This is a genomic window from Pseudogemmobacter bohemicus, assembly GCF_003290025.1.
Classification (GTDB): domain Bacteria; phylum Pseudomonadota; class Alphaproteobacteria; order Rhodobacterales; family Rhodobacteraceae; genus Pseudogemmobacter; species Pseudogemmobacter bohemicus.
Genome location: NZ_QNHG01000003.1, coordinates 606515 through 623624 on the forward strand (window position 1 = coordinate 606515; position 17110 = coordinate 623624).

The following is a 17110-nucleotide window of genomic DNA, read 5'->3' on the forward strand; positions in this document are numbered from 1 at the left end:
CAACACCTGACGAAAATGGTCAACATGTCGTGGCGGCAGTCCTCCCAAAAGCCAGACAAATTGCGACAATTGCGCAACGATATGGGAGAATGCCGGCGCAAAATCAGGCTCCGGCCTCATTCGCCTTTTCAGCCGGTCAGGCCGGTAAAGGCTGACTGCAAGGCGATGGGGCATCTGTTGCGATCTGCCCGCCGGTCGTCCCTCGGTCACAACGGAAGCCTTTGGGGATCATGTTCTGCTCCCCGGCTCTGATACGCGGCGGGCTGGTCGTGCCAGCGGGACTATGTGGGGTGATCAGCCTGTTGTGACCGGTCGCGCCCTGGCGGCGGATCTGGTTGGGGTCTGGGTGCCAGGCCTCCGGTTTTTCGCAGGCCTCCACCATATTCCTGAGCCAATGGGCGAGCCGGTCATCGCCGCCCTCTCTGGTCAGGACATTGTTTTCGGCCGCGAGCCGCAGACATGCCGAAATACCGATCGCGCACCGCCGCGCCGGTATTGGCGCGGATGGAATCCCGCGCGAGATCACCGCCCCGGCATTGCGACGGCGAGCAAGTCGGCCCGGTCGTCGCCGTTGATGATCCAGGTCTCGGTCGGGGTGAGGCTGAAAATGTCCGTGCCAGCCCAGGGATCAAAGGCGCCGCTGATCTGTCCGCGATTGAGCAGATACCGCTGACAGAGCGCGTGGGGTCACTGTGGCCACAAGGTGCCAGGGGTAAACAAGCCGCCTGATGCCTCACTGTCGCCAGTCAGGCTCCGTCACCCGAACAGCTCAGGCAGGCGGAGCGGGGGGAGATTGCACGGAGCTCTGTTCCGCGGATGATGGCCAGCCCAGGGGGCGCTTGCGTAGCGACAGGTGCCCCGATCTTCCGGTCGGGCGGGGCGGGGCGGGGCGAGAGCGCGGGTTCGCCGGTCGGGATAGCTATTGCCTCCTGGGCGAAGACGCCTGCGGTTTGGAGAGGTTTTGCCTTGTCGGCCATCGGCCCGCACACAGATGCGGCCAACCCTGACCTGGAGGCGGTGTCGGTTTGGCTTTCAGGCTCCGGGGCACTGTCTACGGGGGGCTCAGCCCGCAGCATGGCAGTGCCAGCCCATGGCGGACCCGTAGCGGTCGGCGCAACCAGGCTGGTGTCTGCAGGCCCGGCATCCCGGGCTTGCAGGATGCGACATTGCTCCCGCCCCGAGCGCCGCCCCGCGACAGGGGGCGGTCATTCGGTCCGCTCATTCGGCTCTGGGCAGGGCGTGCCTGGGTCAGCGGGTGAATTTCTTGTATTTCACCCGTTTCGGTGCAGCGGCATCGACGCCCAGACGACGGATCTTGTCGGCCTCATAGGCGTCGAAATTGCCCTCGAAGAATTCGACATGCGCGTCGCCCTCGAAAGCCAGGATATGGGTGCAGAGACGGTCAAGGAAGAAGCGGTCGTGGCTGATGATCACCGCGCAACCCGCGAAATCCTCGATTGCCGCTTCCAGCGCCTGCAGGGTTTCGACGTCGAGATCGTTGGTCGGCTCGTCGAGGAGCAGCAGGTTGCCGCCCGATTTCAGCAGTTTCGCGAGGTGGACGCGGTTGCGCTCCCCCCCCGACAGGAGGCCGACTTTCTTCTGCTGATCGGTGCCTTTGAAGTTGAAGGCACCCACATAGTTGCGCGACGAAATCTGCGCATCGCCGAGATGGATGATCTCTGCCCCGCCCGAGATTTCCTCCCAGACGTTCTTGTCGGAATCCAGCGCGTCGCGCGACTGGTCGACATAAGACAGTTGCACCGTCTCGCCCAGCTTCACCGTGCCGGCATCGGGCTGTTCCTGGCCGACCAGCATTTTGAACAGCGTCGATTTGCCGGCGCCGTTCGGGCCGATCACGCCGATGATACCGCCCGGCGGCAGCGAGAAGCTCAGATCCTCGATCAGGAGCTTGTCGCCCATCGCCTTTTTCAGGCCCTCGACCTCGATCACCTTGCCGCCAAGACGCGGGCCGTTCGGGATGACGATCTGGGCCTTGCCGACGCGGTCTTTAAGCGATGCCTCATCGACCAGCTTGTCATAGGCCTGGATACGGGCTTTCGACTTGGTCTGGCGGGCTTTCGCACCCTGCCGGATCCATTCGAGTTCCTTCTCCATGACCTTTTGCTTGGCCTTGTCCTCGCGGGCCTCCTGCGCCATGCGCTTGGCCTTGGCTTCCAGCCAGGAGGAGTAGTTGCCCTCATGCGGCAGGCCGCGGCCACGCTCGAGTTCAAGAATCCAGGTGGTGATGTCGTCAAGGAAGTAACGGTCGTGGGTGACCGTCAGGATGGTGCCTTTGTACTCGATCAGGTGCTTTTGCAGCCAGGCGATGGTCTCGGCATCAAGGTGGTTGGTCGGTTCGTCAAGAAGCAGCATGTCCGGCTCTTCGAGCAGGAGTTTGCACAGGGCCACGCGGCGACGTTCACCCCCGGACAGGCTTGAGACGTCGGCCTCATCGGGCGGGCAGCGCAGGGCTTCCATCGCTATGTCGATCTTGCTTTCCAGATCCCAGAGGTTTTCCGCGTCAATCTCGTCCTGGAGGCGCGCCATTTCCTCGGCGGTCTCGTCGGAATAGTTCATCGCCACTTCGTTATAGCGGTCGAGTTTCGCCTGTTTCTCCGCCACGCCCAGCTTGACGTTTTCACGGACATTCAGCGTCTCGTCGAGCTGCGGCTCCTGCGGCAGATAGCCGACTTTCGCGCCCTTGGCGGCCCAGGCCTCGCCCTGGAAATCCTTGTCGATGCCGGCCATGACCTTGAGCAGCGTCGATTTACCGGCACCGTTGACGCCGACCACGCCGATCTTGACGCCGGGCAGGAAGTTCAGGCGGATATTCTCGAAAACCTTTTTCCCACCGGGATAGGTCTTGGACACGCCGTCCATGTGATAGACATATTGATAGCTGGCCATGAGGGCGCTCCGAATGAAACTTCCTTGCGGGATTGGCCCTCATGTAGCGATCCAGGGGCGCGGGGGCAAGGCGGCGGCTGCCGGCGGAGGGCGCCCTGGCCGGTGATTTTGCGGGGAAAGGCCCCCCTGGCCGGGGGGCGGGGCCATGTGGGGCGCGGTGCAAAGCCCGGTTGCGCCTCAGCGCCGCGCCCGGCAGGATCAGGGCAGGTGATGGTTAAGCGGTCCGGATCATGTGGCGCGGTGGTGACGACGGGAAAGCAGGGGGCGGGAAAGCGGGGGGCAGGGCGCGGTTTCTGACCGGGATCGCTCTCGCCATGGGGCTGATGCTTGCCGGATGCGGCCCGGCGCGCCAGCCATCCGAGGTGACGCCGCCGGCCCCGCGCGCGGAGCAGATGGCGGAGACCCCGAAACCCGTCACCCTGATCCATGAGGTTGCGCGCGGCAAGGGCCGGCCCGGGCGCATCACCTATCTGATCCCCGGCGCGCTTTCGACCGCGCAAATTTTCGGGCGGTTGCGCAAGCCGTCAGGCCCTGGCCATCTGGTGATGGAATACCGCTTTCCCGGGCTGGAGGGGCAGCCGCTGGATCCGCCGATGCGCGTGGCCCAGGTCGCCGCTGCCATTGCCCGCCATGCTGCGCTTTATCCGCAGGCCGATATCGAGATCCTCGGCTTCTCTACCGGCGGCGCCATCGCGATCGAGGCCGCGGGCCTGATCGGACCGGCGCGCAAGACCCGTGTTGTGGTCCTTTCGGGCGTGACGCCCTTTCCCGGCGCCTACGAATCGGGCGCGCGCGGGATGGTTGCGGTCGGCGCTTCGGCGCTGGCGGCAGGCTCGCTGACGGCGCGCGCGGTCTGGGGCGAATATTACAAGGTGCTGCTTTACGGCTATGGCTGGCGCAAGGATCCGACCATCCGCCGCCTGGCCGAGCGCCGCGCCGCGCGGGACCGCGATTACCTGATCCTGCCGGTCAAAGGGCTGGGGCGGGCGCATACCAGCGATCTGCTGGGTTGGACCCTGTCGCAAGCCGCGCGCTCTTCCGGCGCTGAGATCCTTTTCCTGCATGGCAGCGAGGATCCCGTCTTCTCGCCCGGCGGCGTGGCACGGCTGGCGCGCAGGCTGGATGCCACGCTTTGCGTGGTGCCCGGCGGCGGCCATCTGATGCTGGTCACCCATCCGCAGATCCTGTTGCGGATCGAGGATTTCCTGCGCGGCCGCTGGCAGGCACAGGAATGCCGCTGAGACGGGACCCGGGGCTGCGGGGGAACCTTTTGCGACCGAAGGCGTTGGTTAAGTCCCTTGAACACAACATGAAGGAGGTCGCCATGAAAGGTATCGGCGCCTGGCTGCTGGGCATTCCTATCCCGATCATCATCCTGTTGTATCTGTTCGACGTTTTCTGACCGGGTGCCGGGGGTATGCCCCCGGTTTCGAATTCAAAAGGCCGGCCCGCGCCCCGGAAACCATCGGGTGCGGGCCGAATCACGAGCCTGGCCAGACCGCAAGCCAGGCCAGGCGGGGGCCGCGCAGGCAGAAGATCCTGCCCTATGATGACCCTCTCACTGCCCCATTTCCGCCCGAATTCGCCGCGATTCACTATGATGCAAATCTGGGCTGAAAAGCAGGAGCGGATCATGGCTGTCGTGACAATGATCGTTGGCGGGATGCTGGGTTTCCTGTCCGGGCTTGTTGCACTGATCCTTGGTTCGGGCGCCATTGCCGCGCTGTCGCTGTGGTTCTCGGTTGCGGCAGGGGCGGTGCTGCTGGCCGGCCTCTTCGCGCTGCTGCCGCGCCGCAATCTGGCGACCGCCGACGTCTGAGCCTCTGCCCGGCGTCCGGGGCCTGAATCCGGGGGCCTGAACCAGGGTCTCTGAATTCGGGACCCTGAACCGAAGACCCGGAATCCGAGGCCCAGAATTCGAAGCCCAGAATACACCGAAAACACCCCCCTGACCGGCCGGTGCCAGCGAGGCTTCCGGCCGCTTTTGCATGGGGCATGGCTACGCCGCGCCCATCCTCCCCGCATCCCGCGCAAACCGCATGAAATCAGAGCTTTCGCTTGCCCTTTCACAACTTTCCGGGCATAGGACGGGGGCGACGTTATCTTCTTTCGACCTGTCTCCGCCTTCCGGCCTACAGCCATCGACCAAAAAGCTGACAGCGCCAGTCCGCCACATAACGTGGGCGGAGATACGATCAGGAGAACTCACGATGGCCAATGGCACCGTGAAATGGTTCAACGAAACCAAGGGTTACGGCTTCATCGCCCCCGAGGGTGGCAAGAAAGACGTCTTCGTTCACATCACCGCTCTGGAGCGCGCTGGTCTGCGTGGTCTGAAAGACGGTCAGGCTGTGACCTTCGACATCGAATCCGGCCGTGACGGCCGCGAATCTGCGATCAATATCTCTCTGGCATAAGCCGGGGCGGGTATCGCCGGAATTGAAAAGGGCGGCCCCTGAGGCCGCCCTTTTTCATGCCGTCCGGGCCGGAGCGGTCAGGCGGCGGCCCAGCGGGTCAGGTCGCGCAAGGCATGTTCGCAGCCGATGCGCAGGCTCAGATCCGAGACCGGCGCGCGCAGGCAGATCGGTTCTTCGCGGGATTCGGGGAACAGATGGGACGGGAAGCCGGCGCTGATCAGCACCACCGGCAGGCGCGAGTCCACAGCGCGCAGGGTGCGGGTGACCACCTGCGCCACATCTTCGCCGCCCAGCGTGTCACAATCCAGCACCAGCATATCGCAGCCACCCGGATCGTCGATCACACCTGACAGCGCGGTGTAAAGCTCGGATTCGGTTTCGATCCTGCCACCCAGGGCTGCCAGCCGGTCAGCCATCGGGGCACCGGCGGTTGCCGTCACGCAAAGAACCCGGAAGGAATGGCCAATTCTGACGGCGCCACCAAAATCGAAGGAATGATATGCCTGCATGCCGATGCTCCGGATTTGAGGATGAAGCAGTTTGTTTTTCTCTTAATTTTTATCTTCTGCTTCGATTGTGCTCATTCCAGGGGGGGATTCGGGAATTTCCGCGTCATCACCGCCTTCTTGCTGCCATCTTGATTGAACCGCGGGCGCGGTGCAGGCTGGGGGCAACGACATGGAGAGAGCGATGAACCAGCACAGCAATCTGACCCATGAGATCCAGCGCTGCGATCTGGCGGCGGCCTTTCGCTGGACGGTGCGGCTGAATATGCATGAGGCGGTGGCGAACCATTTCTCGCTGGCGGTAAATCCGGCCGGAACCCGCTTCCTGATCAACCCGAACGGGCGGCATTTCTCGCGCATCACCGCCACTTCGCTGGTCGAGATCGACGCCGATGACCCCGATACGATGCAGCGCCCCGATGCGCCGGACCCGACCGCCTGGGGGCTGCATGGTGCCATTCACCGCGCCTGTTCGCATGCGGTCTGTGTCATGCATGTGCATTCGATCCATGCGACCGTTCTGGCCGCGCTGGAGGACTCGCGCCTGCCCGCCATCGACCAGAATTCCGCGATGTTCCATGGCCGCCAGGTGGTGGATGGCGAATATGGCGGCATGGCCTTTGAGGAGGAGGGCGCGCGCTGTGCCGGGCTGCTGGCGGATCCGAGGATCCACACGATGATCATGGGCAATCACGGCGTGCTGGTGATCGGGCGGACCGTGGCCGAGACCTTCAACAGGCTTTACTATTTCGAGCGCGCCGCCGAGACCTATATCCGCGCGCTCTCGACCGGGCGGCCGCTCAGGGTGATGTCGGATGCAGTGGCGGAAAAGACCGCCCTGGAATGGGAGGCCTATCCCGGTTTTGCGGCGGCGCATCTGTCGGAAATCCGCGCGATCCTTGATCGAGAAGAGCCCGATTACACCGGCTGAGTGGCTTTCGGCGCCTGGCGCTGTGCCGCATCCTCCATCGCCTGGCTCATGGCGGCCTCAATCGGGCCGGCAAGGGCGCGGATATCGCCGCCTGAAGGGGATTGCAGCACGGACAGCCCGAATTCCGGCATGATCGCGATCAGATGGTCGAAAATATCGGCCTGAATCGCCTCATAGTCGCCCCAGGCGGTGGTGGCGGTGAAGCAATAGATCTCAACCGGCAGCCCGTTCTGATCGGGGGCAAGGTGGCGCACCAGCAGGGTCATGTCCTGGCGGATGCGGGGATGGGCCTTGAGATAAGCCTCCACATAGGCGCGGAAGCTGCCGATATTGGTCAGGCGGCGGCGATTGCCCGCGACTTTTGCCGCCTCGCCCAGTTCCGCATTCCAGGCCTCCAGCTCTTTGTGTTTGCTGTCGAAATAAGGTGTCAGCCGGCGCAGCGTATGCAGGCGGCGCAACTCATCCTCGCCGAGAAAGCGGATGCTGCCCTGATCGACCAGCAGCGAGCGTTTGATCCGCCGCCCGCCGGATTCCGTCATGCCGCGCCAGTTGCGGAACGGGTCGGTGACCAGTTTGCGGATCGGGAAAGTGGCGTAGGTCATATCCCAGTTGCGCACGGTGACATTGTAAAGCGCCAGATCAACCACCTCGCCATCGGCCTGCATCGAGGGCATTTCCAGCCAGTCTCCGACCCGGACAATGCCGGTCGACGAGATTTGCAGGCTGGCGACCAGCGACAAAAGCGTGTCCTGGAAGACGAGGATCAGCACGGCGGACAGCGCCCCGATCCCCGAAAGCAGGATGACGGGCGAGCGGTCCAGCACCGCCGCGATCATCAGGATCACCGCCACGATATAGACCGCGATCACCGCGATCTGCACGAAACCCTTGACCGATTTGCCACTGCCGCCATGACGCCGGCGCCAGATGGTCTCGGCCAGGTTCAGCGCGGCGGCAATGGCCATGGCGACGAAGAGGATGGTGACCGCATTGGCGACATTGCGGATCACGGTCGAGATGGTGAGGGGCAGGCCGGGCACCGCCATGATCCAGCTTGAGATCACCAGCGTCGGCGCGGTATTGGCCAGCCGCGCGATGACACCGGATTTCACCACATCCGGCCCGTTCAGCGCGGTAATGCCGGCAATCAGCCGGTTCAGCAGCCTGACCAGCGCCACTTTCACCACGAAATTCACGAAAAGCGCCGCCAGCGTCAGGGTGACAAGCCAGAACAGGGTTTCGGTCCAGGGATAATCGCTTGCCAGGTGCTGTATGGTCTCCATCCGCCTCGTCTCTCATCGTTTCTGGTTCCGCCGGCAAAGATGCGGCGGTTTGCTGCAAAGGAACCGGCCCGTCTGTCCTTGCGGGCAAACGGGCCGGCGGGTCTCCTGGGGGACAATGCCTCAGACGCGGCACGGTTCCATGACAAGGGGGCAGTTGCCGGGCGCTCAGTTGCCGGCGCCGGCTCCGATCCCGGTCTGGCGGCGATGCTCCAGCACAGCTTCCAGCCAGCCCAGTTCCATCTCGGGAACCGAGGAGAGAAGCAGGTCGGTGTAATCGTCGAAGGGGGGCGCCAGCACATCGCTTTTCTGGCCGTAGCGCCGCACCTCGCCCTTATACATCACCGCGATCTTGTCGGCGATGGCGCGCACGGTGGCCAGGTCATGGGTGATAAACAGGTAAGCCATCTGCGTCTCGGCCTGCAACTCCAGCAGAAGTTTCAGAATTCCGTCCGCCACCAGCGGATCCAGCGCCGAGGTGACCTCATCGCAGATGATCAGCTTCGGCTTTGCCGCCAATGCGCGGGCGATGCAGACGCGCTGCTTCTGGCCGCCCGACAACTCGGCCGGGTAGCGGTCGATGAAGCCCTTGCCCATCTCGATCTGATCCAGCAACTCCTGCACCCGCTTGTCGCGGGCGACACCGCGCAGGCCGAAATAGAATTCCAGCGGCCGTCCGATGATGGTTCCAACCGTCTGGCGCGGGTTCATCGCGGTATCGGCCATCTGATAGATCATCTGGATCTGGCGCAGATCATCGCGGGACCGCCCCGGAAAGGCGCTGGAAAGCGGGCGCCCGTCAAAGGTGATCCGGCCTTTCGAGGGCGGCAAAAGCCCGGTGATCGCCCGCGCCAGCGTCGACTTCCCCGAGCCGCTTTCCCCCACCACCGCCAGCGTCTGCCCGGGCGGCAGCTCGATCGAGATGTTTTTCAACACATCGAATGTGGTGCCGGAATAGCGGGCGGTGACGTTCTCGATTTTCAGAAGCGGGGCTGCTTCGGGCTTTTCGGCATGGTCGATGCTGCGCACCGAGACCAGCGCCCTGGTGTAATCCTCGGCGGGGCGGTTGATGATCTGATCGGTGGTGCCAAGCTCGACCTTGCGGCCATGGCGCAAGACCATGATCTCATCGGCGACCTGGGCGACTACGGCCAGATCATGGGTGATGTAAAGCGCCGCGACGCCGGTGTCGCGGATGGCCTCTTTGATCGCCGCCAGCACGTCGATCTGCGTCGTCACGTCGAGCGCGGTGGTGGGCTCGTCGAACACCACCAGATCGGGTTTCGGGCAGAGCGCCATCGCGGTCATCACCCGCTGCAGCTGCCCGCCCGAGACCTGGTGCGGATAGCGGTTGCCGATGGTTTCGGGTGAGGGCAGGCCCAGTTTGCGAAACAGCGTGACCGCCCGCGCCTCGGCTTCGGATTTCGACATGATCTTATGCGAGAGGCAGGTCTCGATCACCTGATCCATCAGCCGTTTCGACGGGTTGAAAGATGCCGCCGCCGATTGCGAGACATAGGTGACCTCTTTCCCCCTGATTTTGCGCAACTGCCCCGGCGATGCGGTGCGGATCTCGCGCCCGTTCAGAAGGATTTCGCCCCCGGTCAGCCGCACTCCGCCGCGCCCGTAAGACATTGACGAAAGCCCGATGGTGGATTTCCCGGCGCCAGACTCGCCGATCAGCCCCAGCACCTTGCCCTTTTGCAGCGTGACATCAACCCCATGCACCAGGGTGACGTTTTTCGGAGGCTCGCCGGGCGGGTAGGAGGTGGCCTCGATCACGAGGCCACGGATTTCCAGAAGCGGCCCGCTTTGGGTTGGTTTGGCACTCATCCGCGGCCTCCTTTCAGGCTGGAGGTGCGCGAAAGCACCCAGTCGGCCACCAGGTTGACCGAGATCGCGAGCGCGGCAATCGCCAGCGCCGGCACCATTGCCGCCGAGATCCCGTAGGTCAGCCCGTCCTTGTTCTCTTTCACCATGCCACCCCAGTCCGCCAGCGGCGGCTGCACGCCAAGGCCAAGGAAGGACAGCGTTGAGATGAAGAGCACCGCGAAGATGAACCGGAGGCCGAATTCCGCGACCAGCGGCGAAAGCGCATTGGGCAGGATCTCGCGAAAGATCACCCAGCCGCCCTTTTCGCCGCGCAGACGTGCCGCTTCGACATATTCCATCACCGCGATATCCATCGCGACCGCGCGGGCGAGACGGAAGACGCGGGTAGAATCGAGCACCCCCATCACGAGGATCAGCACGGTCAGGTTCAGCGGCAGCACCGAAAGCAGCACCAGCGCGACGATCAGTGAGGGGATCGCCATCATCAGATCGCAGACCCGGCTGAGGATCTGATCGGTCCAGCCCCCTTGCACGGCGGCGAGGAAGCCAAAGAAAGACCCCATCGAAAAGGAGAGGATCGAGGCGGCCAGTGCCACGAAGATCGTGATCTGGCCGCCCTTGATCAGACGCGAGAGAATGTCGCGGCCAATGGTGTCGGTGCCGAACCAATGCGTGGCCGAGGGGCTCTCCCACTGGCCTCCTACGGGGAGGTCATAGGCATAGGGCATGATCAGATCGGCAAAGACCGCCGAAAAGATGAAGATGCCGGTGAAGACGAGGCCAATAAGGGCTGAGGGCGGTATTCTCATTTCGGATGCCTCAGCCTGGGGTTGGCGATGATCGCGGTCACATCGGCGATGATGTTCAGCCCGATATAGACCGTGGCAAAGATCAGCCCGACCGCCTGCACCACCGGCAGGTCACGTTTCGTCACATGGTCGACCAGATACTGGCCAAGCGCGTTGTAGGAGAACACGACCTCGACCACGACAACGCCAACCACAAGATAGGCGAGGTTGATCGCGACGACCGAGATCACCGGCGCAATGGCATTGGGGAAGGCATGTTTCCAGATGATCGTCATGGGCGAGAGGCCCTTGAGCTCGGCCGTCTCGATATAGGCCGATTGCATGACGTTAAGGATCGCGGCCCGCGTCATCCGCATCATATGCGCCAGCACCACCATCACCAGAACGATCACCGGCAGGGCAACGGCCTGGAGTTTGGCCCAGAAGCTCATCCCCGGAAAGACGATGGCGACCGGCTGGAAGACCGGGAAAACGATGGTCAGCAGGTAAATCACGAAATAGGCGGCAACGAATTCCGGCAGCGAGATCGTGGTCAGCGTGACCGCCGAGATCACCTTGTCGGGCCAGCGGCCGGCATAGCGGGCTGCCACCGCGCCAAGGATCAGCGCCAGCGGCACCGCGATGGCGGCGGCGCATCCGGCGAGGAACAGCGTATTCCCCAGCCTTTGCCCGATGGCCTGGGCTATATCGACGCCATTGGTGAGAGCCTTGCCCAGATCGCCGGTCATCACCCCGCCGAGCCAGCTAAAATAGCGCGTCAGCGCGGGCTGATCGAGGCCCATCTGTGCGCGCAGGTTCTCCAGCGCCTGGGGGGTGGCGGACTGGCCGAGGATCGCCTGCGCCGTATCACCCGGCAGCGCCTCGACGCCAAGAAAGATCACCGCCGAAACCGCCAAAAGCAACAGGAGGCCCAGCGCGATGCGCTGGACCAGGAGTTTCAGGATTGGATGCACCGGGCCGTCCTCAGACCAGCCAGCACTTGGAGGGGGCGCGGTAGTTCATCATCTCGGCATTCGGATCGTCGATCCAGCCACCGATTTCCGCCGCCCGGATACCGGCGACGAATTCGTTGAACATCGGCAGGATCAGACCGCCCTCGTCGCGCACGATATACGCCATTTCCGAGTAATCCGCCTTGCGCTTGGTGTCGTCCAGCTCGGCGCGGGCCTTCATCAGCAGCTCGTCGAATTTGGCATTCTTGAACTTGGTGTCATTCCACTCTGCGGTCGAAAGATAGGCGGTGGAATACATCTGATCCTGGGTCGGGCGACCGCCCCAATAGCTGGCGCAGAAGGGCTGCACGTTCCACACATTGGTCCAGTAGCCGTCATCGGGTTCAAGCTGGATCTGCAGCGGGATGCCGGCCTCTTTCGCCGAGGCTGCAAAGAGGTTGGCGGCATCCACCGCGCCCGGGAAGGCACCAGGGGCTGTGCGCAGGATGATCGGGCTGCCGTCATGGCCGGATTTGTCATAGGCCGCCTTGGCCGCCGCCGCATCATATGTGCGCTGCGGGATGGTGTCGTCGAACAGCGGATAGGCCGCGTTGATCGGGAAATCGTTCCCGACCGAGCCGAGGCCCCCCAGCACCTTCTCGACCATCTCGTCGCGCTTGACCGCCAGTTTCAGCGCGGTGCGCAGGTCATTATTGTCGAAGGGCGCCTTGTCGACATGCATGATAAAGACGTAATGGCCACGGCCCACCGCGCGGCGCACCTCGACCCCCGGCGCACCGGCCAGCAGCTGTGCGATTTTCGGGTCGATCCGGTTCATCATATGAACCTGGCCCGATTGCAGCGCGGCGGTGCGGGCGGTGTTATCGTTGATCGACAGGATCTCCACCGTATCGGCGTGACCCATATTCGGATCCCAGTGATTCGGATTCTTTTGCAGGACGTAGCGCACGCCTGGTTCGAAGGTTTCCAGAATATAGGGGCCGGCGCCGATGCCGGCATTGGGGTTGTCGTAACCGCCGCCGGGCTGGATTATCAGGTGATAATCGGTCAGAAGGTAAGGAAGGTCGGCCGAAGGCGCGTCCAGCGTCAGGGTCAGCTTGTCGCCTTCCGCCTTCATATCGGTGATGCCCTTGACGATGCCAAGCGCGCCCGATTGCGCGTTCTCATCGGTGTGGCGCTTGAAGGTCGCCATCACATCTTCGGCGGTGACGGGTTTGCCATCCGAGAAGGTGACGCCCTGGCGGATCTTGAAGGTCCAGACCTTCGAATCCGGGCTGGACGAGACTTCCTCACCGATGCGGAAGTCGATGGTCCCATCGGGATTCATATCGACCAGCTGCTCGCCCCATTGCGCATTGCCGACCTGCGGCACGACCGAGGCCGCCAGCGCCGGATCCAGCGTATTGGTGCTTTCCCCGCCGGCGAGACCGACGCGGATCGTACCGCCCTTTTTCGGCTCGGCCATGGCGGCTTTGGTGAACAGCGCCGAAGCCAGCGCGGCAGAGACCCCCATCGCGGTGGTCCGGCCGATGAATTCGCGGCGGCTCATCTTGCCGGCGCGGGCACGGGCCACCATCCAGTCGAGTTTCTCGGACATTCATTATCTCCCTGTCGGTTTTCTGTCAGTCTCTGCGGCCTCGCCTGGCGGTCCGGCCGGATTCTGTTCTTGATTATTGAGTCAATAAAAGCGCGAAGCGCGGCGGTGGGCAAATGTTTTCGTTGCGGGCAAATCCTGCGGATGCCCGTTGAGACCAGACAGGGGCAGCGCCGCCCCGGAAAGCATCAGTCTCTGGTTGCCCATACGGGGCGCGCCGCTGTGGCACCGCCCTGCACGGAATGAAAGATGAGATGGGACAACGCTGTCCCCGGGCATGGCCCGCCTGCCTTCAACCATATCGCGGTAAGGATAGACGCTGCGGTGCAGGAATTGCAACCCATTGACAGGAAAAGCTTTCATTCGGGTGGTTTCGCCAATGCAGCAGGGCCGCTCTGCGGCGTGCCGGTCACAGGGCCGCCCGGGCCTCCACCAGGGCATGGCGGGTGATCCGACCCGTTGGATTGTCGTGATACTGTCCTGCCCGGGGTGATCCATAGCTGCCTTTCGAAGGGAGCGTGTGAAGACCGAGTAAATCGACGATTTTTGCAAAAAACAGCCTGAAAGCGGCAGGTCTGTGTCTGAGAACGTAATCCGGGCGGTGTGATCGGTGAAACCGTCTTGCGCAGTGCCGGATCTCCCGGCACCAAAACGCGCAAACACCACGGTCTTGCAGGGGAGCGAAGATGAGCCGGCGTCCGAATATCCTGATCCTGATGGTTGATCAGCTCAATGGCACATTCTTCCCCGATGGCCCGGCCGACTTCCTTCATGCGCCCAATCTGAAGAAACTGGCGGCACGGTCTGTGAGATTCGCGAACAGCTATACCGGCAGCCCGCTTTGTGCGCCGGGGCGGGCGTCGTTCATGTCGGGACAGCTGCCACGCCGCACCCGGGTCTATGACAATGCGGCCGAGTTCACCTCGGATATCCCGACCTATGCCCATCACCTGCGCCGCGCCGGCTATCAGACCGCGCTTTCCGGCAAGATGCATTTCGTCGGCCCCGATCAGATGCACGGGTTCGAGGAACGCCTGACCACCGACATCTATCCTGCCGATTTCGGCTGGACCCCGGATTATCGCAAACCGGGCGAGCGAATCGACTGGTGGTATCACAATCTCGGCTCCGTCACCGGGGCAGGGGTGGCGGAAATCACCAACCAGCTGGAATATGACGATGATGTCGCCTTCCAGGCGGTGCAGAAGCTTTACGACCTCTCGCGCGGCGGCGATGCCCGCCCCTGGGCGTTGACGGTCTCTTTCACCCATCCGCATGACCCCTATGTGGCGCGTCGCAAATATTGGGATCGCTATGAGGGTGCCCCGGAATGCGAGCCGCCGGCGCCGATCCCCTTCAACCAGATGGATCCGCACTCACAGCGGCTGATGGAGGCCTGCGACTTCCGCGCCTTTGACATCACGCCCGACCATATCCGCCGCGCCCGTCAGGGCTATTTCGCCAATATCTCTTACATCGACGACAAGATTGGCGAGATTCTCGCGGTGCTTGAGACGACCCGCCAGGAGGCGGTGGTGCTCTTCGTCTCGGACCATGGCGATATGCTGGGGGAACGTGGCCTCTGGTTCAAAATGAACTTCTTCGAGGGTTCGGCCCGGGTACCGCTGATGCTGGCAGCACCTGGTCTGGCGCCTGGCCTCGTGGAAACCCCGGTCTCGACCATCGACGTGACACCGACCCTTTGCGCGATTGCCGGCATCGACATGTCTGAGGTGATGCCCTGGACCGCCGGAGTTGATCTTCTGCCTGTCGCGACGGGGGCGCCGCGCGGGCCGGTGGCGATGGAATACGCGGCCGAGGGCTCGGTCACGCCGCTGGTCTGCCTGCGCGAGGGCGCCTGGAAATATATCCGCTGCATGGCTGATCCCGAGCAGCTCTATGACCTCGCCCATGATCCGGGCGAGCGCCGCAATCTTGCGGAAGACCCGCGCGCGGTCGAGGTGCTCACCTGGTTTCGGGCAGAGGCCGACAGGCGCTGGGATCTCGCCGCCTATGATTCCGAGGTGCGCGAAAGCCAGGCCCGGCGCTGGGTGGTTTATGAAGCCTTGCGCAACGGCGCCTGGTTCCCCTGGGATCACCAGCCGCTCCGCGCTGCGTCTGAACGGTACATGCGCAACCATATGGATCTGAACGTGCTGGAAGAATCGAAGCGCTTCCCGCGCGGCGAGTGATCTTCCCTGCATCCGGATTTCCATAGGCCCGCGCCGGTTTTCAGGATTTCTTCACTATGCTGTTATCAGCTGAGCGAATTCCGGCGGGTGGGAGAGCCGCGCCGGATAAGGTAAACACGCTCAGGATAACCGGGGGAATCGGGCCTTGACGTCAGGACGCGGGATTTCAAGACGAGGATTGCTTGCGGCAATGCTCGCCAGTGCGGCGCTGCCAGCCTGCGGTCAGGTGATGAATTCCTCGCCCCGGCCCAAGGTCAGGGGCGATGATACGCCCACGCAAAGCCGTAAATCCTCTGTGACGAATGATGCGGGGGCGCTGATCCGCGCCGCCGATCTGACCGGGGCGGTCGGCTTCGTGCTGATGGATGCCGCGACGGGCGCGGTGCTTGAGGATCACGATGCCGATGCGGCCTTGCCGCCGGCCTCGGTAACCAAGGCAGTGACCGCGCTTTACGCGCTGGAAAAGCTTGGGGCAGGGCGGCGCTTTGCGACGCGAATCCTGGCCACAGGCCCGGTGCAGGGTGGTGTGGTTCAGGGTGATCTGGTGCTGGCGGGCGGCGGCGATGCGACGCTTCAGACCGATCAGCTGGGCGATCTGGCCGCACGGCTGGCGAAACGCGGCGTCAGGGGGGTCTCGGGGCGCTTCCTCTACTGGGAGGGCGCGCTGCCCTATGCCGCGCATATCGCCGGGGACCAGCCCGAGCAGGTCGGCTATAACCCGGCGCTGTCCGGGCTGAACCTGAATTTCAACCGCGTCCATTTCGAATGGAAAAAGGCGGGGGCTGACTGGACGGTCGCGATTGATGCACGGGGCGAGCGCTTTGTGCCCAAAGTCTCGATGGTGGGAATGAAGGTCGCCAGCCGCGAGACACCTTTATACACCTATAAAGGCGGCGCCGCGCGCGAGGACTGGACGGTTGCCTCCGGTGCGCTTGGCAAGGGGGGCTCGCGCTGGCTGCCGGTGCGGCTGACCGGGCTTTACACTGCCGAGGTGTTCCGCACACTGGCAAAGGCCCAGGGTGTGACTCTGCCCGAGGGCCAGGCGGTCGCGGCCCTGCCGCGCGGCGATGAGCTGGCCCGGGTCGAGAGCCAGTCGCTGCCCGAGGTCCTGCGCGAGATGCTGCGCTGGTCGACCAATATCACCGCCGAATGTTCGGGGCTCAGCGCTTCGGGGGCAGGCTCGATTGCGGCATCGGGCCGCGAGATGACCGCCTGGGCGCGGCAGAGCTTTGGCATTGCCGCAAGTTTCGCCGATCATTCCGGCCTCGGCGGTGCATCGCGGATCTCTGCCCGGGATATGGGGCAGCTGTTGGTCCGGGCGCAGCGAGACGGGCGCGGGCTGAAGCCGATCCTGCGCGATGTCGGCATGAAGGACAGTGAGGGCAAGGTGATCAAGGGTCACCCGGTCAAGGTGATGGCGAAATCCGGTACGCTGAACTTCGTCTCGGCGCTGGCAGGCTATATCACGCCGCCTGGCGGGCGCGAGATGGTCTTCGCGATCTTTACCGGCGACACGGCGCGACGCGATGCGGTACCGGTCGCCGCGCGGGAAAATCCGCCCGGGGCCGAGGCCTGGATCCGCCGTTCGCGCAAGCTGCAGGGGCAGCTGATCTCCCGCTGGGCCTCTCTTTACGCCTGAAATATCAGTACTTTAACGTGAAAGGCGCGGGGCAGGCCCCGCGCCTTTC

Annotated in this window: 13 protein-coding genes; 6 read left to right on the top strand and 7 right to left on the bottom strand. The window is 63.6% G+C overall.

Annotated elements, in window-relative coordinates:
• Positions 1-1248 precede the first annotated feature (1248 nt).
• On the bottom strand, positions 1249-2907 hold the full coding sequence (gene ettA, locus DRF71_RS17820) for an energy-dependent translational throttle protein EttA (protein ID WP_112311869.1): 1659 nt from the start codon (positions 2905-2907) through the stop codon (positions 1249-1251).
• A 230-nt stretch (positions 2908-3137) separates the two neighbouring features.
• On the opposite strand from ettA, the gene DRF71_RS17825 reads away from it, so the two are divergent.
• The 3 genes from DRF71_RS17825 (at position 3138) to DRF71_RS17835 (ending at position 5324) form a co-directional block, all read left to right on the top strand.
• Complete coding sequence (locus DRF71_RS17825; RefSeq protein ID WP_112311870.1) at positions 3138-4148, top strand: alpha/beta hydrolase; 1011 nt, start codon at positions 3138-3140, stop codon at positions 4146-4148.
• 392 nt (positions 4149-4540) lie between these two features.
• Positions 4541-4726 carry a hypothetical protein gene (locus tag DRF71_RS17830; RefSeq protein ID WP_157971147.1) on the top strand — a complete coding sequence of 62 codons (186 nt, stop codon included), beginning with the start codon at positions 4541-4543 and terminating at the stop codon, positions 4724-4726.
• Positions 4727-5117: 391 nt separating this feature from the next.
• Positions 5118-5324 carry a cold-shock protein gene (locus DRF71_RS17835; RefSeq protein ID WP_112311872.1) on the top strand — a complete coding sequence of 69 codons (207 nt, stop codon included), beginning with the start codon at positions 5118-5120 and terminating at the stop codon, positions 5322-5324.
• Between the two features lie 77 nt (positions 5325-5401).
• On the opposite strand, the gene DRF71_RS17840 is transcribed toward DRF71_RS17835, so the two are convergent.
• The gene (locus tag DRF71_RS17840) at positions 5402-5833 is read right to left on the bottom strand and encodes a hypothetical protein (protein ID WP_112311873.1); all 432 of its coding nucleotides are present in this window, start codon (positions 5831-5833) and stop codon (positions 5402-5404) included.
• Between the two features lie 181 nt (positions 5834-6014).
• Between DRF71_RS17840 and DRF71_RS17845 the strand changes: the two genes are divergently transcribed.
• Positions 6015-6761, top strand: coding sequence for a class II aldolase and adducin N-terminal domain-containing protein (locus DRF71_RS17845; RefSeq protein ID WP_232831567.1), 747 nt, complete (start codon positions 6015-6017; stop codon positions 6759-6761).
• On the opposite strand, the gene DRF71_RS17850 is transcribed toward DRF71_RS17845, so the two are convergent.
• The 5 genes from DRF71_RS17850 to DRF71_RS17870 all read right to left on the bottom strand — a co-directional run bounded on the left by DRF71_RS17850 (position 6749) and on the right by DRF71_RS17870 (position 13233).
• The gene (locus DRF71_RS17850) at positions 6749-8044 is read right to left on the bottom strand and encodes a mechanosensitive ion channel family protein (protein ID WP_112311875.1); all 1296 of its coding nucleotides are present in this window, start codon (positions 8042-8044) and stop codon (positions 6749-6751) included. The two genes, DRF71_RS17845 and DRF71_RS17850, sit on opposite strands and share 13 nt — an antisense overlap.
• A 165-nt stretch (positions 8045-8209) precedes the next feature.
• Entirely contained in the window at positions 8210-9874 is a 1665-nt protein-coding gene (locus DRF71_RS17855; protein ID WP_112311876.1) for an ABC transporter ATP-binding protein, read from the bottom strand.
• Entirely contained in the window at positions 9871-10683 is an 813-nt protein-coding gene (locus DRF71_RS17860) for an ABC transporter permease (RefSeq protein ID WP_112311877.1), read from the bottom strand. The genes DRF71_RS17855 and DRF71_RS17860 overlap by 4 nt, the downstream gene beginning before the upstream one ends.
• Positions 10680-11636: an ABC transporter permease gene (locus DRF71_RS17865; protein ID WP_112311878.1), complete on the bottom strand. Its 957-nt coding sequence runs from the start codon at positions 11634-11636 to the stop codon at positions 10680-10682. Before DRF71_RS17865 ends, DRF71_RS17860 begins: the two co-directional genes overlap by 4 nt.
• A 10-nt stretch (positions 11637-11646) precedes the next feature.
• Positions 11647-13233, bottom strand: coding sequence for an ABC transporter substrate-binding protein (locus DRF71_RS17870; protein WP_112311879.1), 1587 nt, complete (start codon positions 13231-13233; stop codon positions 11647-11649).
• A gap of 683 nt (positions 13234-13916) precedes the next feature.
• On the opposite strand from DRF71_RS17870, the gene betC reads away from it, so the two are divergent.
• A complete protein-coding gene (gene betC / locus DRF71_RS17875) occupies positions 13917-15422 on the top strand; it encodes a choline-sulfatase (RefSeq protein WP_112311880.1) in 1506 nt (501 codons plus the stop codon).
• Positions 15423-15612: 190 nt separating this feature from the next.
• The gene (gene dacB / locus DRF71_RS17880; RefSeq protein ID WP_112311881.1) at positions 15613-17061 is read left to right on the top strand and encodes a D-alanyl-D-alanine carboxypeptidase/D-alanyl-D-alanine endopeptidase; all 1449 of its coding nucleotides are present in this window, start codon (positions 15613-15615) and stop codon (positions 17059-17061) included.
• Positions 17062-17110: the final 49 nt, after the last annotated feature.